The organism is Alteromonas sp. CH_MED4-4 (assembly GCF_037029575.1).
Lineage (GTDB): Bacteria > Pseudomonadota > Gammaproteobacteria > Enterobacterales > Alteromonadaceae > Alteromonas > Alteromonas macleodii.
Genome location: NZ_JAYMEU010000006.1, coordinates 35,421 through 60,457, shown reverse-complemented (window position 1 = coordinate 60,457; position 25,037 = coordinate 35,421). Strand labels below are relative to the sequence as shown.

Annotated in this window: 22 protein-coding genes and 1 riboswitch; of the genes, 13 read left to right on the top strand and 9 right to left on the bottom strand. The window is 46.6% G+C overall.

Features of this window, described 5'->3' with window-relative positions; all coding sequences use genetic code 11:
• Nucleotides 1-100: 100 nt before the first annotated feature.
• Nucleotides 101-373 carry a DNA-directed RNA polymerase subunit omega gene (rpoZ, locus tag WA381_RS06080; RefSeq protein WP_156085718.1) on the bottom strand — a complete coding sequence of 91 codons (273 nt, stop codon included), beginning with the start codon at nucleotides 371-373 and terminating at the stop codon, nucleotides 101-103.
• Nucleotides 374-542: 169 nt separating this feature from the next.
• Nucleotides 543-1,184 (bottom strand): guanylate kinase, encoded by a 642-nt coding sequence (gene gmk / locus WA381_RS06075; protein ID WP_014947804.1) that lies wholly within the window; start codon nucleotides 1,182-1,184, stop codon nucleotides 543-545.
• 208 nt (nucleotides 1,185-1,392) lie between these two features.
• Here gmk and WA381_RS06070 point away from each other — a divergent pair, with 208 nt between their 5' ends.
• On the top strand, nucleotides 1,393-2,064 hold the full coding sequence (locus WA381_RS06070) for an alpha/beta hydrolase (RefSeq protein WP_014977932.1): 672 nt from the start codon (nucleotides 1,393-1,395) through the stop codon (nucleotides 2,062-2,064).
• A gap of 194 nt (nucleotides 2,065-2,258) precedes the next feature.
• On the opposite strand, the gene WA381_RS06065 is transcribed toward WA381_RS06070, so the two are convergent.
• The gene (locus tag WA381_RS06065; protein WP_049587575.1) at nucleotides 2,259-3,320 is read right to left on the bottom strand and encodes a GGDEF domain-containing protein; all 1,062 of its coding nucleotides are present in this window, start codon (nucleotides 3,318-3,320) and stop codon (nucleotides 2,259-2,261) included.
• A 196-nt stretch (nucleotides 3,321-3,516) separates the two neighbouring features.
• Here WA381_RS06065 and hemC point away from each other — a divergent pair, with 196 nt between their 5' ends.
• The 11 genes from hemC to WA381_RS06010 all read left to right on the top strand — a co-directional run bounded on the left by hemC (nucleotide 3,517) and on the right by WA381_RS06010 (nucleotide 15,952).
• Nucleotides 3,517-4,455 carry a hydroxymethylbilane synthase gene (hemC, locus tag WA381_RS06060; RefSeq protein WP_156085717.1) on the top strand — a complete coding sequence of 313 codons (939 nt, stop codon included), beginning with the start codon at nucleotides 3,517-3,519 and terminating at the stop codon, nucleotides 4,453-4,455.
• A 63-nt stretch (nucleotides 4,456-4,518) separates the two neighbouring features.
• Nucleotides 4,519-5,250: a uroporphyrinogen-III synthase gene (locus WA381_RS06055; RefSeq protein ID WP_014947800.1), complete on the top strand. Its 732-nt coding sequence runs from the start codon at nucleotides 4,519-4,521 to the stop codon at nucleotides 5,248-5,250.
• On the top strand, nucleotides 5,251-6,423 hold the full coding sequence (locus tag WA381_RS06050; RefSeq protein ID WP_156085716.1) for a uroporphyrinogen-III C-methyltransferase: 1,173 nt from the start codon (nucleotides 5,251-5,253) through the stop codon (nucleotides 6,421-6,423).
• Entirely contained in the window at nucleotides 6,420-7,595 is a 1,176-nt protein-coding gene (locus WA381_RS06045) for a heme biosynthesis HemY N-terminal domain-containing protein (RefSeq protein ID WP_039226928.1), read from the top strand. Before WA381_RS06050 ends, WA381_RS06045 begins: the two co-directional genes overlap by 4 nt.
• A gap of 111 nt (nucleotides 7,596-7,706) precedes the next feature.
• Nucleotides 7,707-7,818: riboswitch (TPP riboswitch) on the top strand.
• Between the two features lie 274 nt (nucleotides 7,819-8,092).
• Nucleotides 8,093-10,003, top strand: coding sequence for a phosphomethylpyrimidine synthase ThiC (gene thiC / locus WA381_RS06040; protein ID WP_156085715.1), 1,911 nt, complete (start codon nucleotides 8,093-8,095; stop codon nucleotides 10,001-10,003).
• Nucleotides 10,000-11,601, top strand: coding sequence for a thiamine phosphate synthase (gene thiE, locus WA381_RS06035; protein WP_156085714.1), 1,602 nt, complete (start codon nucleotides 10,000-10,002; stop codon nucleotides 11,599-11,601). The genes thiC and thiE overlap by 4 nt, the downstream gene beginning before the upstream one ends.
• Nucleotides 11,594-12,388 carry a HesA/MoeB/ThiF family protein gene (locus tag WA381_RS06030; RefSeq protein WP_156085713.1) on the top strand — a complete coding sequence of 265 codons (795 nt, stop codon included), beginning with the start codon at nucleotides 11,594-11,596 and terminating at the stop codon, nucleotides 12,386-12,388. Before thiE ends, WA381_RS06030 begins: the two co-directional genes overlap by 8 nt.
• A complete protein-coding gene (gene thiS, locus WA381_RS06025; RefSeq protein ID WP_131137848.1) occupies nucleotides 12,385-12,594 on the top strand; it encodes a sulfur carrier protein ThiS in 210 nt (69 codons plus the stop codon). Before WA381_RS06030 ends, thiS begins: the two co-directional genes overlap by 4 nt.
• Before the next feature lies 1 nt (nucleotide 12,595).
• A complete protein-coding gene (locus WA381_RS06020) occupies nucleotides 12,596-13,366 on the top strand; it encodes a thiazole synthase (protein ID WP_061438943.1) in 771 nt (256 codons plus the stop codon).
• Nucleotides 13,363-14,496 carry a 2-iminoacetate synthase ThiH gene (gene thiH / locus WA381_RS06015; RefSeq protein WP_156085712.1) on the top strand — a complete coding sequence of 378 codons (1,134 nt, stop codon included), beginning with the start codon at nucleotides 13,363-13,365 and terminating at the stop codon, nucleotides 14,494-14,496. Before WA381_RS06020 ends, thiH begins: the two co-directional genes overlap by 4 nt.
• A 229-nt stretch (nucleotides 14,497-14,725) precedes the next feature.
• Nucleotides 14,726-15,952, top strand: coding sequence for a threonine/serine ThrE exporter family protein (locus WA381_RS06010; protein WP_014947791.1), 1,227 nt, complete (start codon nucleotides 14,726-14,728; stop codon nucleotides 15,950-15,952).
• A gap of 98 nt (nucleotides 15,953-16,050) precedes the next feature.
• Here WA381_RS06010 and WA381_RS06005 read toward each other — a convergent pair whose 3' ends face one another.
• The 4 genes from WA381_RS06005 to WA381_RS05990 all read right to left on the bottom strand — a co-directional run bounded on the left by WA381_RS06005 (nucleotide 16,051) and on the right by WA381_RS05990 (nucleotide 20,568).
• Complete coding sequence (locus WA381_RS06005) at nucleotides 16,051-17,145, bottom strand: YcjF family protein (protein ID WP_156085711.1); 1,095 nt, start codon at nucleotides 17,143-17,145, stop codon at nucleotides 16,051-16,053.
• 2 nt (nucleotides 17,146-17,147) lie between these two features.
• Nucleotides 17,148-18,533 (bottom strand): YcjX family protein, encoded by a 1,386-nt coding sequence (locus WA381_RS06000; protein ID WP_156085710.1) that lies wholly within the window; start codon nucleotides 18,531-18,533, stop codon nucleotides 17,148-17,150.
• 212 nt (nucleotides 18,534-18,745) lie between these two features.
• Nucleotides 18,746-19,507 carry an MBL fold metallo-hydrolase gene (locus WA381_RS05995; RefSeq protein WP_014947788.1) on the bottom strand — a complete coding sequence of 254 codons (762 nt, stop codon included), beginning with the start codon at nucleotides 19,505-19,507 and terminating at the stop codon, nucleotides 18,746-18,748.
• Nucleotides 19,508-19,644: 137 nt separating this feature from the next.
• Nucleotides 19,645-20,568 carry a LysR family transcriptional regulator gene (locus WA381_RS05990; protein ID WP_156085709.1) on the bottom strand — a complete coding sequence of 308 codons (924 nt, stop codon included), beginning with the start codon at nucleotides 20,566-20,568 and terminating at the stop codon, nucleotides 19,645-19,647.
• A gap of 213 nt (nucleotides 20,569-20,781) precedes the next feature.
• Here WA381_RS05990 and WA381_RS05985 point away from each other — a divergent pair, with 213 nt between their 5' ends.
• Nucleotides 20,782-22,002 (top strand): acyl-CoA dehydrogenase family protein, encoded by a 1,221-nt coding sequence (locus tag WA381_RS05985; RefSeq protein WP_156085708.1) that lies wholly within the window; start codon nucleotides 20,782-20,784, stop codon nucleotides 22,000-22,002.
• A gap of 73 nt (nucleotides 22,003-22,075) precedes the next feature.
• On the opposite strand, the gene WA381_RS05980 is transcribed toward WA381_RS05985, so the two are convergent.
• Both WA381_RS05980 and WA381_RS05975 read right to left on the bottom strand, forming a co-directional pair.
• Entirely contained in the window at nucleotides 22,076-22,597 is a 522-nt protein-coding gene (locus WA381_RS05980) for a hypothetical protein (RefSeq protein WP_156085707.1), read from the bottom strand.
• Nucleotides 22,598-22,764: 167 nt separating this feature from the next.
• Entirely contained in the window at nucleotides 22,765-24,858 is a 2,094-nt protein-coding gene (locus tag WA381_RS05975) for a TonB-dependent siderophore receptor (RefSeq protein ID WP_156085706.1), read from the bottom strand.
• Between the last annotated feature and the right edge of the window lie 179 nt (nucleotides 24,859-25,037).

The following is a 25,037-nucleotide window of genomic DNA, read 5'->3' as shown; positions in this document are numbered from 1 at the left end:
CGTTTAATTGTGCAAGAAGCCAATACGCCAAAAGTAAAGCGCCAGTGCTTTTTTCAAAGCACTGGCGCTAAAATACCGATAAAACCGTTAAAAAGAGGTTTTATTGATCAGATAGGATGTTTGCTACTGATGTAAATTCAGCATGTTCTTGCTGCTCTTGAGCTTGAAGTTCTGCTTGTTCAAGCGTAGCAGCCGTTACCAAACCTTCTTCAATTTCACGAAGTGCTGTAACAGTTGGCTTATCGTTTTGAACGTCAACCATAGGATCTTTGCCTTCAGTGGCAATTTGACGTGCACGGCGTGCAGCAACAAGCACTAGGTCAAAGCGGTTACCAATTTTATCTACGGCATCTTCTACAGTTACGCGAGCCATGTATTTCTCCGAAAATTAGGTTGAGCAAGTTATTCAAAAAACGGCCGCGTAGTATACACAGATACGTGGCGCGATCCTAGCGTTTTGTTTGAATTTGAAGCAGTCAGATCATGCAATTTATGCAGCGATCGTTCGATGCTAAAACAAAACACGTATTGTTAAGTTAAGCTTACGCGCTACCGAGCAGTTCGTCCAATAGCACTTGATGGCGCATTTGTTGTTTTCCCGTGCGAAGTCGCTGTGCTGTAACGATGGCTTCCAAATCGTTTAACGCAGTCGCAAAGTCGTCGTTGATAATTACACTATCAAATTCATTAAAATGAGACATTTCAGCTACAGCTTGCGCCATACGCCCTGCAATGACTTCTTCACTGTCTTGACCGCGATTATTTAAACGCTGCTCTAGCACGTCGAGTGAAGGCGGAAGAATGAAAATACCGCATGTGTCTGGCATAAGCTTTTTGACTTGGCGCGCGCCCTGCCAATCGATATCTAAAAATACGTCAATACCACGGTGCAAAGTTTGTTCAATCGTCACGCGGGATGTGCCGTAATAATTGCCAAATACTTCTGCGTATTCAAAAAACACACCCTGTTCAATCAGCGCTTCAAACTGCTCTCGACTCACAAAATGGTAGTGCACACCGTCGACTTCACCCGGACGAGGTTGACGTGTTGTATGAGATACAGACACCTGCATTGGCGTAGCTGTATTGCTTTCATACTTTTCCATTAGCGCCTTTATAAGGCTTGATTTTCCTGCTCCAGAAGGAGCTGCAAGAATGAATAAGTTGCCGAGTAGTGAAGCCATAGGGTATTAAAATTCTTTCAAAATGTGGTGATTTCAAGTGGCAATGATAGCATATTAAGCGGTTGTGCCGTACCTTTCATTGCATAGTGAAAACTTGGTTCACTCTCATCAAGCTTATGCCGATGGGTTACCACAGCAAAAATTAATGGGGTCAGAGTACTTTTTCTGGCCCTAAATGTACTCTGACCCCAAAACTAGGAAATAAAGCATGACTCAGCAACTTCTGCCGTGCGTAGAGATAAACCCATCCACTACGCCTGATGCCTGCGTTATCTGGCTTCACGGTCTTGGCGATTCAGGCCATGGTTTTGCGCCTATTGTGCCCGAGCTAAAACTGCCCGAATCAATGGCGGTTAAATTTCTCTTTCCTCACGCTCCAGAACGCCCTGTGACTATCAATGGCGGCATGAGAATGCGCGCTTGGTACGATATCAAATCGTTAGATTTTGAAAGCCGTGCGGACTTAGAGGGTGTAAAAGAGTCGGCTGCTCAGGTAGAAGCGCTTATCGAAGCACAAATTGAAAGTGGCATTCCTAGCGAACGTATTGTACTTGCAGGATTTTCTCAAGGCGGTGTTATTGCTCTGCACTTAGCACCTAGATATGCCAATAAATTTGCAGGTGTTATCGCTCTATCTACTTATATGTGCGAGCCATCACTTCTTGGAAGCGAAGCAAAAGACACAAACCGCGAAACGCCAATTATGATGGCACATGGTGAGCAAGACGAAGTGGTGCCGGTATTTATGGGCAATGCTGCGTTCAAAACGCTGAGCGAAAGTGGCTTTAATGCCACGTGGCAGACTTACACCATGCAGCACAATGTTTGTATGCAAGAGCTTAACGACATAAGTGCGTGGCTTCAAAAAGTTCTAGGGTAATGCCTTAAGAGCCTGTTGGCCCTTGCTGCAAATTACGTTCATATAATAAAGATCAACAGCCTCTGGTATTTAAACAAAAGAAAAAGCTGGTGCAGCAACAAAAGCCAGCTTTCTTCTTAGCGTGAGTGGGTACACGTCTGTCGATTAAAAAGTCGCGCCTTCCGTCTCTTCTTTATTTCACGTTTATTCCAAAACTATTCGACGACTCTGTTGCGCCCCGCATTTTTAGCTTTGTAAAGGTTGTCATCGGCCTGCTTCAAACAAGCGTGCAAGTTTGTATCAGTAAGCGCTGTGGCTACACCAAAGCTTGCGGTTATCGAGTGATTAACATCACCTTCTACAAACGGGTTAGCTTCAACCACCTTCCTCATTTTTTCTGCTAATTTTACCGCTTGGCTCAACGTCGCATGAGGGAATAAGACCAAAAACTCTTCACCACCGGTTCTTGCCACCACGTCAGTAGTTCTTACTGCTTCTTTCATTAGGCGAGTGATATGTATAAGCACTTCGTCACCAATATCGTGGCCATAGGTATCGTTGATTGTTTTGAAATGGTCAATATCTACCACCACCGCACTTAAAGGGAAATGAGCACCGGGATCTTGCATTGCGCGTTCAAAAAAAACAGCCTCAAGGAATCGCCGGTTAGGAAGTTTTGTAAGCGGATCGGTATTAGCCTGACGCATGCGCTCTAAATTTTCACGCAGCATTTCTTTTCTGCTTTGATGCCAGAAATTTTCACCTATAAAGGCGACGCAAATAAAACAGAACGTAGCGATTAAGAAGCGGGAAACATGCTCTGCTGGGTACTCAGCCACTATTTTTTCTTGATTGTAGAGCATAAAAATAGCGATACCCATGGTTACTGCTACGTAAACCATGGCGGGCTTGAAACGCACAACAACTATCTGAATAAAAAGCAGGGGAAAAATAAAATAAAGCCCAGTGTTATTGAGCCCGCCGGTATAAACCAAGCCGTTTATGGTAAATGCTACCACTAAGCCTGCTAAATAATAGAAGACATCGACGCGAGGGAACATATGGGATAACGCCACATTGGCGTACACAAAAGCAGCTGACCCCGCCAGCGTTCCAACGAGCAATGGGTTGTTTGTGCCCATGTTGATCCACGCCATAAACGCCATAATGGTGCCACCAACATAAGATATGAAATATAGCGTTAAGCGCCTTCGTTTTGCTTCCGCTTCATCTTGCTGAGCACTTCTAAGTAATTGACGCAACGACGAACTGTCCATAAAAAGACTTATCTCCGCATTTAAAACTAATTGACCATTATTCCTTTCAGCATAGACTGAATGTCTAATAATAACCAAGGAGAAAACTGCGCCTAATTTCAAACATTAATACAGAAAATGCGTATACTACGGGGTATATCGTATGACGTTTTGTGATACATCGTTTTAGTTTCTTTTAATATAGTTTGGAATAGCCATGAGTCACCTCAACACTACCCGCACCGTTCGAATTGCTACTAGAAAAAGTGCTTTAGCGCTTTGGCAAGCAGAGTATGTGAAGGCAAAATTGTTGGAGCATTATCCGTCAATGACCGTTGAGCTTGTGCCTATGAGCACGCAGGGCGACAAAATTTTAGATACACCTCTGGCGAAAATTGGTGGTAAAGGACTTTTCATAAAAGAGCTTGAAATTGCCATGCTTGAAGGCCGTGCCGATATTGCCGTGCACTCTATGAAAGACGTACCGGTTGAATTTCCTGAAGGTTTTGGCCTTCACGCTATTTGTGAGCGAGAAAACCCGTTCGACGCTTTTGTTTCAAATAACCACGACAGTTTAGATGCCCTACCCCAGGGCGCAGTAGTAGGTACGTCTAGCCTTCGCAGACAGTGCCAAATTCGCAAGTATCGCCCTGACCTTATCATCAAGGACCTGCGCGGAAACGTGAATACTCGTCTAGCCAAGCTAGACGCAGATGAGTACGACGCCATTATCTTAGCTTCTGCTGGCCTTATTCGCCTTGAAATGGAATCTCGTATTCGCATGCCGTTACCCGCTGATATTTCACTACCCGCCGTTGGACAAGGTGCCGTAGGTATTGAGTGCCGTAACGACGATGAAGAGCTAATTAAGTTGCTACAGGCGCTGAACCATACGGACACCAATACACGCGTTACTGCGGAACGCGCCATGAACGAGAGATTGGAAGGCGGCTGCCAAGTACCTATTGGTAGCTTTGCCACGCTTGATGGCGATGTGCTGACACTAACCGGCATGGTTGGTAAGCCAGATGGTTCAGAACTGCTCTTTGCTTCTGCTACAGCGTCGCGAGAAAAAGCCGCAGATATTGGTGTTGAAGTAGCGGAATCCCTTCTTGAGCAAGGTGCCGGTGAAATCTTAAAGGCGCTTTATAACTAAGTTATAGTTTGTCGAATGCGTGCAGGTTTACGCAGTAAAATAAAAGGATGAAAATTCGATAGTATGTTGCTGTTTACACGCCCACTGCCAAAGTTAAAAGCAAGTGCTTCTGCCTTTGAAAAAGCCGGAATTGACGCGGTAGGCGTTGCCACGTCTAACATCATTGATATTTCGTCTGAAAGAAAAGCTGCTGCAGAATTTTTAGCGTCAAATGCAGTAAACGCAATTGTTGTTACCAGCGTATATGCTGTAGACACCGTTATTGAAGGCTTACGCGAAACGGCTAACGAATTACCATTGATCATAGCTGTGGGCGATGCCACTGCACGAAAATTACAAGCGGGACTTCAGGCGTTTTCATCGGCGCAGGTTGCTATTCCCGAAGCCCATACATCCGAAGGTATACTGGCAATGCACCAACTTAATGAGGCAAACTGTCAGCATGTCGTTATCATTAAGGGTGAAGGTGGGCGCGACGCCATAGCCACTGGATTAGACGAAAAAGGTATTTTAGTGAATAGCTTTTGCGTTTATAAGAGAGAGCAACTTACAAGCCCAATTTACACAAAACGGTGGAAAATGGGCGAAGTTAGCGGCATTATCGCTACAAGCGAAGCAATGGCACTGCAACTAATTGCGCAATTTGGCCAAGCACTTAAATCTATTAAATGGTTAACAGTGAGCGACCGAATTGCCAAAACCCTTACTAGCCAAGGCATTAAAGAGGTAGCGGTTTGTCAGCGAGCCACCGATCAGGCACTCATCGCCTGGGTAAAGGATAACTGGGAGTATTGAATGGCCAACAACAATGAAAGTAGCCCACAAAAAGAGGAACTCGTGAAAGTGGAAGCTAAAAAAGACGTTATCGAATCTTCTGCCACGCACAGTGAATCAACACCATCGGGTGCTGCTAAAAAGAAATCGTCGGGAAATGGTCTACTGTGGTTTGTTGTAATCATCCTTTTCCTTATTGTGCTTGGTATGGCTGGCGCAGGTTACTGGTATTACATGCAGCAACAGTCGGCAAGCAAGGACTCTGAATCTGCACTTCAAACGACGACCTCTCAGCTAAACACTATTGAGCGTGAGCGCGCTGGTCTTGTTGCCTCTATCGACAAAGTAGCTCGCACCAACCAGACGTTAGAAAGCACGGTAGCCGAGTTAAAAGCGCAAAACGAAAAGCTGACGCTGCAAGCTGAATCGACTCTTGAACAACTAAATAATATGGAAGGTCGCCGCCCGGCAGACTGGCTCATTGCTGAAGCTGATTACTTAGTTCGCATGGCAGGCAGAAAGCTTTGGTTAGAAAACGACGTACGCACAGCAATTTTGCTGCTAGTTAACGCAGATAAACGCTTAAAGTCATTGGCCGACCCATCGGTACTTCCGGTTCGCGCAAACCTTGCAGAAGATATTCAAACCTTACAACAGCTCAACCCTGTATCACAAAGTTCCATCGCTCTCGCGCTTACGGGTATGATTGCTCAAATTGACAAATTGCCACTTGATACCTTCGAAAAACCAGAAGACGCCAATGCAGAAGACACAACCTTATCGGAGTCTGCTGACGACTGGCAAGAGAACCTTGCAAAGGTGTGGCGTTCACTGGTGAACGATTTTCTTACTATAAAAACTATTGAGGGCCCGGTTGAACCGGTGCTTTCACTAGAAGCCCAGTTCCTAGCAAAAGAGCAGCTTCGTCTGCAGCTTATGCACGCGCAAACCGCCGCGCTTCAGGGCGATGCAGGGCTTTACAACCAGTCGCTTCAATACGCTCAAACGTTAATTATTGAAAAGTTCGACACCGAAAAAAGCCAGGTAACGGGTTTTGTAGATGCACTACAAAACCTCATTGCTACCGATGTATCGCGCCCAATACCTACAGAGCTAGCGTCACAAAAACCGCTAGAGCGTTTATTGGATAGCCGCGTTAAGCAGGTGTTCGGACAAGGAGCAAGTGCACTATGAAATGGTTAGCTATTGCCCTTGCGGTATTAGCCGCATTCGTTGTTGCACTAATTGTTGGCCCAATGTTGTTAGGCGATAAGGGCTACGTACTAATATCACTGGGTAACACCGCTGTTGAAATGACGGTGATTAGCTTTTGTATTTTAGTGATAGGTGCCGTCATTGCCTGGTACGTACTATCTCGACTGGTATTGTGGGCGTTAAGCCTGATCACAGGTTCACATAAATGGTTCGGCACCTTAGGTGAGCGCAAACGTAAGCGTGCGTTTTACGACGGCTTACACGCAATGGCTGCAGGTGATTTTGATACGGCTCAAAAGGCGCTAAGCAAAACCACCAACGGCGATTTCGAAGGCGTTAACTATTTGGCGTCAGCGCAAATTGCTTTTGCCAATAACGATTTAGCCAAAGCCCGTTATTTCCTTGTTCAGGCAACTGACTTTCCAAAAGCGAAAGTAGCCGCAACGGTCATGCACGCGCGTATTGATATGGCTGAAGAAAAATACGATGCGGCATTAGAGAAACTTAACGAGCTTGACGAGCAAGAGCGTGAAAACAAGCAAGTTGTGCAGTTAAAAGCGCAAATTCTTGCCAAGCTAGGTAAATGGCAAGTACTTCAAGAGAATTTGTCAGGCTGGCGTAAAGCATTGCCCAAAGCAGACTACACTACATGGAGCCAGCGCATCGCCAAGGGTAAGTTTGCCGAAATTGCCAGCAAACAAGGCGCTGTCGAGCTTAAATCGTATTGGGAAACCCTACCTCGTAAGCTTCGTCACGACGATGCTTACCGCGCGGCCTACATTCAACAGTTGCTTGACCAAGGTATGCATGCCGACGCACAGAATTTGCTAGTTGAATGGCAAAAACGTGGCCCGAATAGCGCCCTGTTTCCGCTGTTCACGCAGCTTAATATTCCTGATGCATCGCCATCACTACGACTGCTTGAAAGCTGGATAAAGCAAGACGAAGAAAACGTGTCGCTATACTCCACGCTAGGCCAAGTTGCATTCAATTCCGGCGATGATGTGTTGGCGGAAAAAGCCCTGCTTAAAGCCACTAAAATGAAGTCGCGCAAAGAAGACTTATTGCTGCTGTCTGCAATTAGCGAACGCAAGCACGACACAGCCACTGCACTTCAGCTTTACAAGGAAGGTCAGCAGCTAGCAAGCTAGATGAATATTCATTTAGCTTTCTGGTAGTACTTGTATTACCCGTAAAATTGAAGATATAGTAAAAAGGAATTCTCAATTCGGGTTGTTTCAACCACAACCCGAATTGACTTAAACAACTTGTCGGAGTGCTTCACTGTTAATCCAGTAAGCTGAGACCGCGAAAGTGGGATCCGTAGAACCTGATCAGGCTAATACCTGCGAAGGGAACAAGAAAATACAATGTGCACAATGTTAAATCGTGATTTAGCGTTGTGAAGCGAAGTTGTTTTGCTGTTGATGATACAAACACACCCATTACGGTGCTGCTCGTCACTCAAGGTAAACTGTTTAAGTTTATCGCCAAGTCATCATCAACGGTGTAAAGGGCTGCAATCACCAGAACCTTTACCAACAATCTCGCTAAAGTAACGGGATTATCCCCTTCTACACTTACACTTTGTATTCTCCTTCACTCCTGACAAGCATTTTTAGAACCTAAATTTACAAGGTAAAATGCTATGTCGAACAGACGCGAACAGCGCCAACAAGCACAACAATTCATTAATGAACTTGCGGGCGAAGCTTACCCAAATTCAACACGCCACTACGAGTGTGGCAGCCGTGACGATATTCGTGTGGCCATGCGCCTTATTCACCAACACGACAGTTTAGTGGGTGGAACAGAAGACAACCCTATTTTAGAACCAAATCCGCCAATTCCTGTTTACGACACTTCAGGCCCCTACGGCGACCCACAAGAAAACATAGATGTGCACAAAGGCCTAGCTCCGCTTCGCCAAAAGTGGATTGAAGAGCGTAGCGATACCCTTGAATTAGAGGGCGTTTCGTCAAGCTTTGCAAAAGAGCGTGAAAACGACATATTTACCGAAGACTTCCGCTTTATTCGCAGCCGCAAACCACTAAAAGCAAAAGCAGGCAAAAACGTTACCCAGCTTCACTACGCAAGGCAGGGCATCATTACCCCTGAAATGGAATACATTGCCATTCGCGAGAATATGGGGCGCCAAGCCATTAAAGATGCCGAACTGACGCAGCAGCACAAAGGCGAACACTTTGGTGCGAATTTACCCGATACCATCACGCCTGAATTTGTACGCCAGGAAGTGGCCGCAGGCCGCGCCATTATTCCATGCAACATCAATCACCCCGAGTTAGAACCAATGATTATAGGGCGTAACTTTCTAGTAAAGATTAACGCAAACATTGGTAATTCAGCAGTAACCTCGTCTATTGAAGAAGAGGTAGAAAAGCTGGTGTGGTCAACGCGCTGGGGCGCCGATACCATCATGGATTTATCTACCGGCAGAAACATTCACGAAACCCGAGAGTGGCTGCTGCGAAACAGTCCAGTTCCTCTTGGCACCGTCCCCATTTATCAAGCGCTAGAAAAAGTAAACGGTGTAGCCGAAGATCTAACGTGGGACATGTTTAAAGACACCCTAATTGAGCAAGCCGAACAAGGCGTAGACTACTTCACCATTCACGCTGGCGTGCTGCTTGAGTACGTACACCTTACCGCAAAGCGGGTAACCGGCATTGTATCGCGCGGCGGTTCGATAATGGCAAAGTGGTGCTTAAGCCACCACCAACAAAGCTTTCTGTATGAGCACTTTCACGATATTTGCGAAATTTGCGCTAAGTACGATGTTGCGCTGTCGCTAGGTGATGGCCTGCGCCCTGGTAGCGTAGCTGACGCTAACGACGACGCGCAATTCTCTGAATTACGTACCCTTGGAGAGCTGACGAAAATTGCATGGGAGTACGATGTTCAGGTAATGATTGAAGGCCCGGGACATGTGCCAATGCATATGATTAAAGCGAACATGGAAGAGCAGCTTAAGCACTGCCACGAAGCACCGTTTTATACCCTTGGCCCCCTCACCACCGATATCGCTCCTGGCTATGATCACTTCACTTCAGGTATAGGTGCCGCCATGATTGGTTGGTATGGCTGCGCAATGCTGTGCTATGTAACACCTAAAGAGCATTTAGGCCTACCTAACAAAGAAGACGTTAAACAGGGGCTGATCACCTACAAAATTGCAGCCCACGCTGCCGACTTGGCAAAAGGCCACCCAGGTGCACAAATTCGCGACAACGCCATGTCGAAAGCTCGCTTTGAATTCAGATGGGAAGACCAGTTCAATTTAGCTCTCGACCCTCATACCGCGCGCGCTTATCACGATGAAACCTTGCCGCAGGCGTCTGGCAAAGTTGCGCATTTCTGCTCTATGTGCGGCCCTAAATTTTGCAGTATGAAAATTTCTCAGGAAGTGCGCGATGTGGCTAAACAAGCAGAGCAGCAAAAGTTTGAGAAAGAAAAAGGTATGAAAGAGATGGCCCAGGCATTCAACCAGTCTGGCGCAGAGCTTTATCACACTGCAGATAGCAAGGTAGAGCTACCATGATGGCGAAAGCGTCCATAAGCCCTGCATCCAACAACCTCACCACTGCACTTCCTGTGGTGTGGTGTGTGGGAGGTGTTGACTGTAGCGGTGGTGCGGGCGTTACCCGCGACGCCATTACATTGGCCGATCTGAACATCCATGCTTGTGTGCTCACTACACAGCTTACCGTGCAGTCCAACTCAATCATGCTTAGTAAGGAAAGCATGTGCGCGTCGGCATTGAATCAACAGTGGCAGGTGCTGTTTGAAGATACCCCACCACGCGCTATTAAAATTGGCGCTATTGCTAATGATGAGCAAGCGCTGTTGTTGTGTGCACGTATTCAAAAAACATCTAACCCTCGCCCCTTCGTTGTATGGGACCCTGTGCTGTCTACCTCGTCAGGTGGCGTGCTGAGTGAGTTAAGCGAAAGCGTAGTTGACGAACTGTTGAATACGGTAGATATCGTTACGCCAAATATCGATGAGCTTGCGTGGCTCACCCATTTGCCTGTTGTCGATGAAGCGAGCTTGCTAACTGCAATCAATCGGCTAAGGGGTAAAGGCGCAAAGAGCGTTTACGTTAAGGGCGGTCACGCCCACTGGCAAAAAAACGTGAGCGATATTTTTGTTTGCGCCTCTCACACTCTTCGTTTTAGCCAGCCGAAATACGCTAACGGCAACCTTCGCGGCACAGGCTGCATGTTAGCCAGCGCATTAGCGGCATTCATTGTGCACGACTACTGCATTGAAGACGCACTTACTCTTGCTAATGCTTACGTCAGCGAAGTTCGCAACCATACACTACCAAAGCAATGCGCAGCGGCTAACGCAAACGCCATAAGTAACGAATTAACCGCCTACTTTGCACGAACCAACGGCTTTCCCGCAAAACCAGAGAGCTTTCCGCTGGTGACCTTTCAGCAACGTGGCGCCACTGCTAATGAAAAAGAGCGGGATAAGGATACCCTTCTTGAAGCCTCGTCTTGTAAAGAAGCTCATTTTCCTGCACTTACTCATACTCATTTAGGCATCTACCCTGTAGTGGATAGTGTGCAATGGATAGCCCGCCTCTGGCCAACGGGCGTAAAAATCATGCAGCTGCGGGTTAAGCAAGGCTCCCAAGAAGACATTCGTCAGCAAATAAAAGAGGCAATAGAATTGGTGAAACACACCGACTGCCAATTATTCATTAATGACTATTGGGAGCTGGCCATAGAACTCGGGGCTTACGGTGTGCACTTGGGGCAAGAGGATATCGACACCGCAGACCTAAACGCCATCCGCAGTGCGGGTTTACGGCTTGGAATATCGACGCACGGCTTCGCTGAAATTCAACGTGTTCGCGCTTTAAACCCGACTTACATTGCCCTTGGTCATATCTTCCCCACCAATACCAAAGACATGCCTTCGAAGCCCCAAGGTGTAGCACGTTTAGAAAAGTATGTGCAGCTTTGCGATGGCATTCCCACCGTTGCTATTGGTGGTATTAACTTATCGCGCATAGGCGATGTAGCTAAAACCGGCGTTAACGGCATTGCTGTGGTAAGTGCAATCACTCAGGCAGCACACCCGCTAAAAGCCTACCAAGCATTGGTTCAGGAGGCTGGGTTTGCTTAGTCATTCAGCTACTCATTCACTTAGTCACTCAGTGGGCCAGCAGTTAGCGCATCAGGATATACGTCGCTACAGCAGACAACTTTTACTCGATTGCATCGATCACGACGGACAGCTTAATTTGGCGAGTGCACACGCTGTTATCGTTGGCTTAGGTGGATTGGGCAGCTTAACCGCGCGCTATTTAGCAGGCGCAGGCGTGGGCAACATTACACTTATAGATGGTGACACCGTCGACATTAGTAATTTGCAGCGCCAGATAAGCTACAACGAAATGCACCTAGGCGAGCTTAAAGCCAAGTCGCTTTACAATGAGTTGCGTAAAGTGAACTCGCATTTAAACATACAGTTTAAAAGCTTATTTGCTGATAGTAACAACTTACCAACCTTGATTGCATCAGCCACCTGCGTACTGGATTGTACCGACAACCTGACGGTACGAAGACAGATAAACCTGGCGTCATTTCGCGCCTCTATTCCGCTTTTTATTGCCGCAGCCAGTGGGCTTACCTGGCAAGCGCTGAACTTGCCTCAAAACTCAGCCACCTGCGGTTGCTACGAGTGTTTAGTGAATAATGTTGCCGTACGCGAAGATTGCGTTAGCAAAGGTGTACTGGGCCCCGTAGTAGGCATGGCAGCATGCCACCAAGCTACCCAAGCCTTGTTATTTCTGGCAAGAGGCTTCGATGCCGATATTAAATGGGGCCACTACGTAAACGCCCATGCAGGCCAAGGCACGCTGCAAAGTTTCAAGCTTTCCCCCTCTTCTTCTTGTGAGGTATGCCAATGACCCAAATTAACATTAACGTGAACAATCAACCAATGAGCGTGATTTCTCCTATATCACTTAGTGAATTAATTGCCCTTAAACAATTGAAAGACGAAGGCACTGCCGTTGCCAAGAATGCCGCCATTATCAGCAAGCAAGAATGGCCGACGACGTATTTAAGTAACAACGATACCGTGGATATATTTACCCTAGTGGCAGGAGGCTAAAATGCTAACACTCGCAAATCACACCTTCCCTTCCCGCCTGTTAACTGGCACTGGCAAATTTAGTAACCCAGACACCATGAAAAGCGCGGTACAGGCAGCCAAGAGCAGCATGGTGACCTTGGCAATGAAGCGTGTCGCCAGCCATAGCTCACAAGATGAAACGCTTTCGGCATTAAAAGCATTGGGCGTTACGCTTTTGCCGAATACGTCGGGAGCTAAGAACGCTAAAGAAGCCATATTCGCCGCTGAACTTGCTTATGAAGCATTAGGTAGCCCTTGGGTGAAGCTGGAAATTCATCCAGACCAACGCTACTTGTTGCCCGACCCCATCGAAACCCTGCTTGCCGCAGAGGCACTGGTTAAAAAAGGGTTTCACGTTTTGCCTTACTGCGGAGCAGACCCCGTTTTATGTAAACGCTTAGAAGAGGTAGGCTGCGCTGCCGTTATGCCATTGGGCGCGCCTATTGGCAGTAATCAGGGTTTACAAACCAAACCCTTTTTGCAAATTATTGTTGAGCAAGCGTCGATACCCGTCATTGTAGATGCAGGCATTGGTAAGCCAAGCGAAGCTATGGCGGCCATGGAACTGGGAGTAGACGCGGTACTGGTAAATACGGCCATCGCCACGGCTAAGGACCCAGTTGCTATGGCAGCAGCTTTCGCAAGCGCCGTAGAAACGGGGCGAAAAGCCTTTGAAGCTGGACTTGGTGCTACCAGCAGTTTTGCCCAAGCCTCTAGCCCGCTTACCGCCTTTTTGGAGCCGGCGGTATGAAGGTAGCGCAGGCATTAATGCAGCAAGACTTGTCGCATGTGGCTATGTCGATAAACAGCAAAACAGCAGGCGACGTAGAACGAGCGCTAGGTAAAGATACACTTTCTTTAGACGACTTCATGGCACTGATCTCTCCCGCTGGCGCTAAGTACTTAGAAGCCATGGCCTATCGCGCTAAAGCAATGACTCGCCATCGCTTTGGCAATACCATGCAGCTGTTTGTGCCTTTGTATTTGTCAAACTTGTGTGCCAACGAATGTACCTATTGCGGCTTTACCATGAGCAACAAAATAAAGCGCAAAACCCTGTCTATAAGCGAAGTATTGACCGAAATTGAAGCCATCAAAGATTTAGGCTTTTCACAGGTATTGCTGGTTACTGGCGAACATGAAACCAAAGTGGGGATGGAATATTTTGAGCAAACACTAAGCGCCATTCGCGAAAAGGTGAGCTACCTTATGATGGAGGTACAACCTTTAAAGCGTGAGCAATATGAAACCTTGAAGCACCTGGGCTTAGACGCAGTGTTAGTGTATCAAGAAACCTACTCACCGCAGCACTACACTAATTACCACACTCGAGGTAAAAAACAGGACTTTTTATGGCGCTTAGAAGCCTCCGATCGCATAGGAAAAGCCGGCATTGATAAAATAGGCATTGGCGCACTACTGGGTTTAGGCGACTGGCGGGTTGATAGCGCCATGACCGCCCTTCACGGCAAGTTAATACAGCAACACTACTGGCAAAGCCGTGTATCCATTGCTTTTCCGCGCCTTCGTAGCTGTGAAGGTAACAGCACCGGGGGCAATGCCCACACCAACAGTAAACTCCCTAACGAGCGAGATCTGCTGCAGCTAATATGCGCCCACCGCATTTTTAACCCGCAAGCAGAACTCTCGCTGTCTACCCGAGAGTCGGCGGTATTTCGGGATGGCGTAATGCCGCTTGGCATAACGTCTATGAGTGCAGCCTCGCAAACACAGCCTGGCGGTTACAGCGCCCCATCGAAAGCGTTAAATCAATTCGATATTGACGACAACCGATCTGTATCAGATGTCGTGAGCGCACTTTCAATGAAAGGATTGGAGCCCGTATGGAAAGACTGGATGCCGTTTACAGAACGTGTTTAAGCGCAAAAATACCTGTATTTTTCGTTTGGAGACTCGCGCTAAAAGAGCGCACTTTTAATGGATTAATCGATTAGTTTTTGTAAGGGAAAATAAGAGAAAATTTGTTTTGCTTTCGTGCAAAACCCTCCGTACAATCCGCCCAAATTTTAGCCAGACACTTTACCTATGCGTCTGGCTTTTTTGTCTCATTTATCTCATATTAGATTTATCAAAACTAAAGGGCAGTGCGTTGGATACCGTTGAATTTATTCAAATTCGTAGATTTATAGTGAAGCTAGGCAAAATGCTGCACAAGTACGGTACCCCTGCGTTCCGTCTTGAAGCTTACCTAGGTGAAGTCGCTAAGTATTTAGGCGTACACGCTTCATTTATTTCAACGCCAACTTCACTGACTTTTGTTATCTGGAGTGACCGTCACGAAGACGAATATAACCACGCTGCGCGTTTGCTTCCTGGTGAACTAGACATGAACGCGTTGTCGCTCACCGATGAATTGGCCAGTGAACTGCTGTCGGGCAAATTAACCTTAAGTGAAGCTGACAAGCGCTTAAATGAAATAGATGCCATGGGCAGCCCTTATGGTAAATGGGTTACAGGCGTTGCCTTTGCTATGGCCACCGGCGCGTTTGCTATGCTAATGGGTGCGAGCTGGAGTGAAATTGGCTGGTCGGGTGCCTTGGGTATTGTGGCTTATCTTTGGACCTTATGGGCACAGCAGTCTAAACGCGTAAACTTGATGCTAGAGCCTGTCACCGCGTTCGTTGGCGGCATTCTTGCCTGTGCTATTGGTCAATACGTTGACCCGGGCATTAACATTCCGCTGGTTGTGCTTTCATCGGTGATTGTATTTGTACCCGGACTAGCGCTGACAATGGGCCTTGCCGAGCTTTCATCGCGAAATATGGTGTCGGGCACGGCTCGTACTATGGACGCCATCATGCAGCTGTTTAAGCTATATTTCGGTGCTTTTTTGGGTGTGTCAGTGGGCTTTAGTGCGTTTGGTGAAAACGTGTATACCCCTGCAGAGTCGCTGCCTTACTGGGCTACTTGGCTAGCGGTATTCTTGCTGTGTATTGCCCTAGTTGCGATATTCAGAACGCGTATTAAACACATTCCATGGGCATTGGCAGCAGCATTTATTGCCTACAGTGCTACCGCATGGAGCTCTGACTACATGAGCCCTGGGCTAGGTGCATTCGTGGGTGCATTTGCGTTAGGCATTTTTGCTAATGCGTTCACCCGCATTGCTAACCAACCCGCGACCATTGTGGCTATGCACGGACTTATAGTGCTGGTGCCGGGGTCTAAGACCTATATTGGCTTGAACTCGTTTATGACGGGCCAAGACTTTGTGAAGGCAGACCATTTGGGACAGGAAGTATTTCTTATTTTTATGTCGCTAGTGGCGGGATTAATCTTTGCTAACGTGGTGGTGCCCACCAAAAAGGCACTATAACGTTAATACAATAACCTAAGGGTTTCACGCTAGAGCTCGGCTGGTGCCACTAGGCTGCGCAAAATCACTACCGCAGCCTAACAAGCAGGCAAGACGCGCTATTTAAGTAACTTGATCAACGCTCGCCCTAAACGGGCGTTGAGCGCACCTGCAGCAATCGCTTCAGCAGAATTTTCCATAAACTTCGCCGACAAGCTGCCGCCAATTTGATTGGCAACTTCGTCGGTAGCTAAGTCAAACACGCCTTGCGCCGCAATGTTTTGCGCCAACACTTTAAGCAACTTCCAGTTCCCTGCTGTACTTGGCCTTAGTCCATACACGCGGGCCATACGACGAATGGTACGAAAGCTAATCCATACCACAGCAAAAGTTTGAATAAGATTATTTGGGCTTATAAACGCAAGGCTTCCGGCGGTCACCGACTCTTTATTCAGCACCTTGTGCGCCTTTTCCTGAACCGGTTTTAGTACCGTGTCTTCGTACAGGCCTAATCTTTCTGAGCCTGTCATGTCATCTTGAAGCTGCTGCTTATAACGGTCGAAACAATGCGCTGCGTAAGAGCCCCGCGAAAAGCGTTTGCCGTGCTGGCTTAGCACGCGATCAATTTTCTGTGGCGATGCTTCTGTTTGCGCTGAAGGCTTTTGTTTCGCTGAAGGCTCTGCTCCCTTGCTAGCCAGCAAGTCTCGGATAACGCTTGCATCTTCCATCGCCGTATTTACTTGCTTGTAGCCTCGCCACTCTTTAAAACTCAAAAAGCTAAAGCAGCTAACAAACCCAACTAATAGCGCGCCTAGTACACCTGTACCGATGGGGTGCTCAGAAACGTTTGCCGCAAGGGTGGTATAAGCTTCAAAAACGAAAAAGCCAATTAATGAAACAACGCCAAACCCTAATGTTGCCGCACCTAACGACAGGCCACCTTTTTTAGTATCCACTTCCCATACATCCTCGGTAACTTGTTGCGGAAGTTTGGTTTCAGGCTGCGCTATGTCTAAGGTTTGTGTTTTAACTTTGGTTTTGTACTGCGGTTTTGTTACCGCATCACTTTCATTGTCGTTATTAGGTTTACCATATCCAGTCACCGCATTATGCTGATCTTCCTCACCGGCATCGCCGTAAATTGCATCGCGTCTTAGCGTAGACTGGCTTGTTTCTTCTGGGCTTTCGTCAAATGTATAAGGTTTATCGCTCATTCTTACTCTCCTTTGCCCAGTAAAAACTGAAGCAATCTATCTACGCCCTTACCCGCTAAAATACGCGCCTTAAAATCACTAGGCACACTCACATCAGGTACTGGAAAATGGCTGCCCTCTTCCATCTCTTTCAGTGTGCTGGGAATAGGTTCGAACGTAGATTCTACATAGCGGCCATCAGTGTCTTTATAACGAATAGCATCGTCGTTACTACCTTCGTCGGTTACTTGCATGCTAGACACTAAAAAATGCTCGAATTGTATGGGTTTACCATCGAACCGTGCTCTGGCTCCTTCGGTAATTTGGGTAAGTAAATTAAGTAAGTTAGCGCGCTGACTTACAGGCACAAGATCAGACTTAGTGGCAACAAACGCCACTCTGCCTATTTGTTCTTTTTTCAGCACATTGCGTGAAAACCACGTGCTTTGCCCGTACACAAAGGTGTCGGCCAAATGACTCAGAGTTTCTTTTAACTGATACAAATGCTGTCTGCTGTGGTTAAGCCCTTCAAACAAATCGACTAGAATAATTTGTTTGTCGGTTTCCTTGAAAATGGACTGCTTTAGCGGCGTTAACCACCCACTTTGGAATTTAGCAAAGTGCTTGTCGAATATTTTAAACCAAGGATGTGATACATCGCTGGTGATGCTAGACGGAAGCGGCGCAAAACCAAAGGCCTGCCAATCGAAGTCGCTCGATTCCAATAAAAAACTGCCCGGTTGAAGAAGCGAGATGCCGTTGGCCTTCGCTTCTACTAAATAATCGCGATAGGCATTAACCAGCAGCTGAATACGCTGTTCGGTTGGCTCTTGCTCAAAATCAAACTGATTAACAAACGCTTTCCACTGGTTGGCAAAATACTGCTGCGGCCCACTGCTAAGCTGAGCCCACGCAGAGTCTGACCAATGAGCATAGGTTTTACTTAGCATGGGAATGTCGGTCACCCATTCTCCAGGGTAATCGATAAACTCAAACACCACATCGCTATGAGGCAATACATGACGCTTCAATGAGGCGGTTTCTTTTAAACGCACCACCAGCTTAAAACCGAATGCTTCTTCGGTGGCTTTAGGCCACTGGCCGTTTTCAAGATCAGCAATGTTATGTATATGCGGGAACGGTTTGTAGCCTTCAATGGGCTCTATGCGCATATCAAGCACTTGGGATGGCGGCAAATAACGTAGCAAAGGTAAACACGCATAGCCCTCTTCACTACGGCTTTTCAGCATAGTGATAAGGCTGGTGAACAGCATAGATTTACCGCTTCGACTTAGCCCGGTAATGGTGAATCGGTGGGTTTCTTTGTTAAACACACTGCTAAGTTTGTCGCCAGTTAGCGACGCCATTGCCCGAGTCTTGTCAAAAAGCGTAGCGATATTTTTTTGCATTATTTTGTTTGTATTCTGCCTTTGCAGTTCCTATTCCCTTAAACCTAAACCTTTAAAAATAATATCCAGAGAGTGCGGCCTATACATTATTGCCCTCTCGTTATTATAGATATGCCTATAGGATTAATGTGGTTATTAAGGGGGAAAAGCAAGGGCAGTGCCAGCTAAACACGCCGCTTCGTAAATAAGTAACGCTAACGACGGCTAATAAACTAATGCTCGCGAGTCTTATTGAATAGCTTTTTCTTTATGCGATTTTTACTGGAATGCCAGTGATTCTTAGGTTTTCGCGGCGCGTTTTCAATAACGTGTTCAAAATCGATATCCGATTTTTTGGTGGGCGGAACGTGAGCACAAAAGAATGTATCAATATGTGACTGGGCCAGCTTCTTTAAGCTTTCGCGGTATTGGTTTGGGTGACATAACGGATATGGCGGTACTAGTTCACCTTTCACCTGTACCAATACATCGGCAATGTAAGCCTGCTGCGTGGGAATGTGCTTTAGCGTTAAATCGTGGTCGGTATGACCCGGCGTGTACATAACCTGCCAGTCAGGAAAACCGGGCAGTAACTGATTGTCGGCAAGCGTCATATCTGGCGCTAGTATTGGATTGTACCAAATAGGCATTCTTGGCTTGCCAATACGATTGGCCACCCACCAGGTTAGCAACAAATCTATGCCGTGAGCAGTACGCCCAGCAAACCCAGCATACCAATTAATCGCTTTGGGATGAGATGCCACCTGCGCACCAGTACGTTCACGTAGTTTAATGGCGCCTCCGGCGTGATCTGGGTGCATGTGTGTAACCACAATCAGCTTTAAGTCACTTAACGGACGACCTAAGGTTTGCGTAATGTATCGACACACGTTGTCTACATCGGCGCGGCTACAGCCATCAAGCAATAGCAACCCCTTGCTGTCTTCAACAAGATAAATATGCTGTATGTAGCCTGCAAGTGTGTGAATATTCATTACTGCTTCCTTTTCACCAAAACACGCGCCAACCACGGTATCTGACATACCTCATGTACGCTAGCACTAAACCCCGCTAATCGCTGGCAAAGTGTGGGCTGCGTGATAATGCCTATAGCGCTGAATCCTATCAGAACCTATCTGGTAAGACCAGATTCAGCGAACAAGTGTAGCATTAAATTGCGTAACCACATTAGCCCGGGCTCGCCTTCCTGCTGGCTATGCCAGTAAAGGTGTGTTTCCAACGCAGGTAGCTGATACGGCAGCTTGGTGCTAATCAGGTTATCATCGCTTACCGCATCAGCCACAGAGCCTGGCAAAGTTAACAAAGCGTTAGTGCTAGCCACCACATCTGCCGCGGCGCGATAGTTTTGGCAACGCCATAATGAAGGACGGCTTATACCTAGCTGCTGCAGCGCAATTTCTTCTACCGACGCCCCTTTTGCCCGGTTCGACACCGTTATATGGCGTGCCGCCACATACTTCTTCTTATCTATATTTTGTGCCAACGGGTTTTGCTTATTCATAAGCACCTTGTAGGTGTCGCGACGCAATAGAGAGTGAGAGATGGGCGCAGCAACAGCGCGACCAATATCAATAACAAGGTGGAGGTTTCGATTTGTTAAGTCTGCCAACATTACATCTCGATGTAAGCGAGTGCTTACTATTTCAACGTTAGGAGCTTGTTTTTCAAGGGTTGAAAGCAGAACAGGTAAAACGCCTAATTCAAGAGACTCTTGCATGGCAATAACAAAGCGCTGATGGCTATGTAACGGGTCGAAGTCGGTAAACTCCCCTAATGCTTTTCGGATATCGCTTAGGGCTTTAAGAATAGCGGGCGCTAACCGTTCGCAGGCCGCAGTAGGCAACATGCTTTGTTTTTCTTTAACAAAAAGTGGGTCGCCCAAAATATCCCTAAACCTGCGCATGGCATGGCTAACGGCCGATGGCGTAATGTGAAGCGCTTCAGCTACGCGGGTCATATTCCTATGCTGCCAAAGCGCTTCAAAAACCTTTAGCAGGTTTAGATCCAACTTCTCGAATTGTCTGTTTTCGAACATTGCCACTACCATGAATGAAATTCACACCATTTAAGGATTATATTTCATTTCATTCACTAAACAACTTTCTCTACTATGCGTTTAACAAACAGTTATCGCACGCTTTAGAGACAGCCCCTACATTTTAACTTGCGGCGACCGAAGTGCGAGATGTGAAGCAAATACTCTCTATATTTATTTAGTACAAATTCAACGAATGTTAAAAGGTGCCCTATGGATTTTTCACATAACGACAAAACCAAAGCCTTACTAGAGAAGCTCGATAATTTTATAGCCGAGCATATAGCGCCAATTGAAGATGAAGTTTACGACTTTCACCACAAAGAGAATAATCACGGCGACTGGAAAAGCTGGAAGCTGCACCCTGGTACTGAAGCGCTTAAAGCTAAAGCGCGTGAAGCAGGATTAGCCAACCTGTTTTTACCCGATGCCGAGCTAGGCCAGGGCCTTACCACGCTTGAATATGCGCCTATGGCAGAGCGCATGGGAAAATACCTCTTTGCACCAGAGATTTTTAACTGTAATGCGCCTGATACCGGCAATATGGAAGTGCTGTATCACTTCGGCAGCGGCGCCCAAAAAGAGAAATGGCTTAAACCATTGCTGGCAGGTGAAATACGCTCAGTGTTTGGTATGACAGAGCCTGATGTTGCTTCGTCTGACGCCACCAATATGGCTGCCACCATTATTGAAGATGGCGATAACGTAGTCATTAACGGTAAAAAGTGGTGGTCGACAGGGTTAGGCCATCCTAATGCTGCTATAACTATATTCATGGGCTTATCTAACCCCGATAACGACAAGCACAGTCGCCACAGTATGGTCGTAGTGCCGCTTGATACACCGGGAATTACCATTAAGCGCATGCTAGATGCCTACGGCGATTACGATGCGCCTTACGGCCACGGGGAAATGCATTTCGATAATGTGCGAGTGAGCAAAGACAACCTAATTATGGGTTTAGGCAAAGGCTTTGCTATTGCACAAGGGCGTTTGGGCCCAGGCCGTATTCACCACTGCATGCGCGCTATCGGCATGGCAGAAAAAGCGCTAGAGCTTGCTCTTAAACGCGGTCACGAACGGGTTGCGTTTGGTAAACCAATCATACGCTTAGGTGGCAACTTAGAACGCGTGGCCGATGCTCGCATGGCTATTGAGCAAGCGCGTTTACTCACGCTCCACGCCGCTTGGAAAATTGACAACTTAGGCGTAAAGCACGCTATGACCGAAATATCTGCCATTAAAGTGGTGGTGCCGAATATGCTACAAAGCGTGGTGGATATGGCACTACAAATTCACGGCGGTGCGGGTATGTGTAGCGACTTCCCACTAGCGCGATTTGCCGCTGGTGCAAGAGCCCTTCGCTTAGCTGATGGCCCTGACGAAGTGCATAAAGGCATGGTGTCACGACTAGAGCTTAAGAAATATCAGTAGTTATAATTGAAAAGAAAAATGCGGCTTCATTAAGCCGCATTTTTTATAGGTTAAACAGCTAAACTGGACAGCGCTAGTTGCCTTCTTCGCGCTGCTCAATGCGCTGGTGAATAGCGTCTAGTTTAGTAAAGCTATCAAATAATTCTGGATGGGTGGCAATCAACGCTGCAACGTGCTCGAATGCCTCTTCTCTCGTGTCGTTAGTAAGAAAGCGAATATGATCATCACTGGGTAAGCGGTTCAAATCAATTCCCGGGCCAGTAGACGAGACTTGCATCATCATTGAACGAAAGTCTTTCACATAGCGCGGTTCGCAACTTTTACGGGCAATTTGGCTTCCAATTGGCTTGTGGTATTTACAGATTACGTCGAACTTTGCGACCTCATTAATGCTGTTATACAACTCTAGGAACTCGAAACGCTGCTTGTCGAATGCACGCTTCAGTTGGGGAGAAGTTTTCTCACCCACTACGTCAATTGTTTCGTAGTTTTGTTTATCGGTATGTGCGGCGAGGTGGCCGCCAAGAAAAATACCTAACGTTAGTACTGTCAACTTAATGGCATTTGGGAACACTTTGTTTAAGTGTTTATTCATTTGAAACTCCATCTTCTGAACGTTTTAAAACAATAGCAACTGGTGCAATTTTAATCAATTAATAAAAATTTAAATTAAGAGTCTAGGAAAACTGTTTCATTAAAGAAGGATCACAAACAAAAAATGCGGCCTAAGCCGCATTTTTGTCATTCATGTTTTGGTTCATATTAGAACGTATATGATGCACTCAACTGAGCGTTGATCCCCGCACCGTAGTAACCAACCGTATGTAGGCTGTTAATGTACTTCTTGTCGAAGATATTGTTGATGTTCATGCGAACGGTGAAATCTTCTGTAAACGCATGTGAAGCATAAAGGTTGCCTAAGAAGTAAGCGCCCTGCTTAACGTTGTAGTCTACGTTGCTAATTTCAGACTGCCATCTACCACCAAAACCTACTTCAATTTCTGGCGCTTGCGGTACGGTGTAACCTAGTTGGAACGTCACTACATCACGTGGTGCCCATAAGTTAGCGTCGTTACCTTGCTCGTCTTCTACATCAATGTTGGTGTAAGACGCGTTAATGCGTAGATCATCAGTTAACTGACCCGCTAGCTCAATTTCAAAACCGTCAGACTCTACTGATACACCTTTGTAATAGTACTGAAGAGTTTCAGGGTTAGTACCTGCATATGCTGCCAAGTTATCTTGTTCAGCGGTGAAGTAAGCGAAAGTTGTTAGTAGTCTGTCGTCGAACCACTGTGCCTTGAAGCCCGCTTCAAAGTTCTTACCTTTAGTTGGGTCAAGGTATTGGCCGTTTACGTCATACTGTTCTTGTGGCTGGTACACGTCAGAGTAGCTCACGTAAGCATTAACATCTTCTGTCACCGCGTAAGTGGCACCAACATAAGGGCTGGCTTCGCTTTCTGAGTTATCGATAACCGCGCCCGCGTTTTGGCCAGTACGTTCGAAGTCGATCGCGTTAAAACCAGCAATGATGTGCATTGCGTCAGTTACGCTGAATCGAGCAGAGCCGAAGTAACGCGTTAGTGTTTGCTCAATATTTGAGTACTCAGACACACCTAACCACTCAGGCTCAGCAATCGCATCCAAGCCGTACGGGAATGCTGGTGTTGGGCCGTATGCAGGAGTAGTAGCGTAGTCAAACGCATGAACAAAAGACACGTCGTCGCTAGTAGCGTGACTTACACCAAAGTTAACTTCATGGCTGCGACCAAACAGCTCGAAATCACCGAATACACGGCCTTCTAACAGGTGAGAGTCAATTTCAGAATCGTAACGACCTGGCCATCCAACTAAGCCTAGGCCAGTCTCTTTATCAATGGCACCGTAAGCATAAAACAGCTTACTTTCATCTTCGTAACCACGGAAGTTATAGCTAAGCAGCAATTGCCAATCGTTGTCGAACTCATAGTCTAGTTCAACAAAGGCGTTAGTGGTTTCAGTATCCCACTTGGTCCATTCTTGCGTAGTGGTGTCATTAATATCCCACTCAGCTTGCGTACCGTCGGTATAGTTAAATACTAGCCCGCCCCACGTGTTGCCGTCGGTATTGGCATCTTGATATGACAAACCGAAGGTTATCGTTGCGTTATCCGTTAGCTGACCGTCAATAACGCCGTATACAAAGCCGCGATCGTTTTCTAAACCATCTAGGTGAGACTCTTTATCTTCAAAGCTACCTACTACACGCGCCGCCCAGCTGCCGTCTTCTGTAAGCAGCATAGAGTAATCGCCTTGAACGCGCTTGAAGTTGTAAGAGCCAATGCTTGCACCCACTTCGCCGCCTTCTTCGTTAGTAGGACGCTTGCGCACATAGTTGATGGTGCCTGACGCGTTACCTACACCAGTAAGCAGGCCGTTCGCACCACGAATAACTTCAATTTCTTCGTAGCCGTAAGCTTCAACCGATCCGGTAACAATACCCCAGTCGTTAGGCAGGCCTACACCATCAATCTGGGTGTTTTTAATTTCAAAACCACGTGCGGTGTAGTTAGTACGGTTAGTTTCCCACTCTTCTACATTGATACCTGGTGCTAGCTTTAGTGCGTCATTAATGTTGAACGCACCGAACGACTGCATAAGGTCTTCAGAAAGAATACTGATAGACTGAGGCGTTTCACTGATTTCCATGGTTAAGCCAGTTGCACCGCGGCTAACACGGTTTTGGCGAACACCTACAATACGAATTTTTTCTACGTCTGCTTCTTTAACTTCTACTGTATCGCTTTGAGTTGTTTGCGCATTTACCGACAAAGCAAACGCGATAGGCGTTAGTGCAAATAAACTGCTTAGTTTCATGGTTTTCTCTGTTATTTGGTTATGAAGGGTTAAGAACTTTACGGCGGGGGAGTATAAGATAAATTAAAGCTAATTTAAATGATAATTATTGCTATTTAAGTTTCTAAAAAGAGATTTTACAAAATGGTAAAGGTCGTCTTTCCAATACACTTGAGCTGAAAAGGTTAGCTTGTGTTTGC

What these genes read in the sequence shown, in the direction of transcription:
- rpoZ (WP_156085718.1), bottom strand. Translation starts at nt 373, where the DNA reads ATGGCTCGCGTAACTGTAGAAGATGCCGTAGATAAAATTGGTAACCGC.
- gmk (WP_014947804.1), bottom strand. Translation starts at nt 1,184, where the DNA reads ATGGCTTCACTACTCGGCAACTTATTCATTCTTGCAGCTCCTTCTGGA.
- WA381_RS06070 (WP_014977932.1), top strand. Translation starts at nt 1,393, where the DNA reads ATGACTCAGCAACTTCTGCCGTGCGTAGAGATAAACCCATCCACTACG.
- WA381_RS06065 (WP_049587575.1), bottom strand. Translation starts at nt 3,320, where the DNA reads ATGGACAGTTCGTCGTTGCGTCAATTACTTAGAAGTGCTCAGCAAGAT.
- hemC (WP_156085717.1), top strand. Translation starts at nt 3,517, where the DNA reads ATGAGTCACCTCAACACTACCCGCACCGTTCGAATTGCTACTAGAAAA.
- WA381_RS06055 (WP_014947800.1), top strand. Translation starts at nt 4,519, where the DNA reads ATGTTGCTGTTTACACGCCCACTGCCAAAGTTAAAAGCAAGTGCTTCT.
- WA381_RS06050 (WP_156085716.1), top strand. Translation starts at nt 5,251, where the DNA reads ATGGCCAACAACAATGAAAGTAGCCCACAAAAAGAGGAACTCGTGAAA.
- WA381_RS06045 (WP_039226928.1), top strand. Translation starts at nt 6,420, where the DNA reads ATGAAATGGTTAGCTATTGCCCTTGCGGTATTAGCCGCATTCGTTGTT.
- thiC (WP_156085715.1), top strand. Translation starts at nt 8,093, where the DNA reads ATGTCGAACAGACGCGAACAGCGCCAACAAGCACAACAATTCATTAAT.
- thiE (WP_156085714.1), top strand. Translation starts at nt 10,000, where the DNA reads ATGATGGCGAAAGCGTCCATAAGCCCTGCATCCAACAACCTCACCACT.
- thiS (WP_131137848.1), top strand. Translation starts at nt 12,385, where the DNA reads ATGACCCAAATTAACATTAACGTGAACAATCAACCAATGAGCGTGATT.
- WA381_RS06020 (WP_061438943.1), top strand. Translation starts at nt 12,596, where the DNA reads ATGCTAACACTCGCAAATCACACCTTCCCTTCCCGCCTGTTAACTGGC.
- thiH (WP_156085712.1), top strand. Translation starts at nt 13,363, where the DNA reads ATGAAGGTAGCGCAGGCATTAATGCAGCAAGACTTGTCGCATGTGGCT.
- WA381_RS06005 (WP_156085711.1), bottom strand. Translation starts at nt 17,145, where the DNA reads ATGAGCGATAAACCTTATACATTTGACGAAAGCCCAGAAGAAACAAGC.
- WA381_RS06000 (WP_156085710.1), bottom strand. Translation starts at nt 18,533, where the DNA reads ATGCAAAAAAATATCGCTACGCTTTTTGACAAGACTCGGGCAATGGCG.
- WA381_RS05995 (WP_014947788.1), bottom strand. Translation starts at nt 19,507, where the DNA reads ATGAATATTCACACACTTGCAGGCTACATACAGCATATTTATCTTGTT.
- WA381_RS05990 (WP_156085709.1), bottom strand. Translation starts at nt 20,568, where the DNA reads ATGTTCGAAAACAGACAATTCGAGAAGTTGGATCTAAACCTGCTAAAG.
- WA381_RS05985 (WP_156085708.1), top strand. Translation starts at nt 20,782, where the DNA reads ATGGATTTTTCACATAACGACAAAACCAAAGCCTTACTAGAGAAGCTC.
- WA381_RS05980 (WP_156085707.1), bottom strand. Translation starts at nt 22,597, where the DNA reads ATGAATAAACACTTAAACAAAGTGTTCCCAAATGCCATTAAGTTGACA.
- WA381_RS05975 (WP_156085706.1), bottom strand. Translation starts at nt 24,858, where the DNA reads ATGAAACTAAGCAGTTTATTTGCACTAACGCCTATCGCGTTTGCTTTG.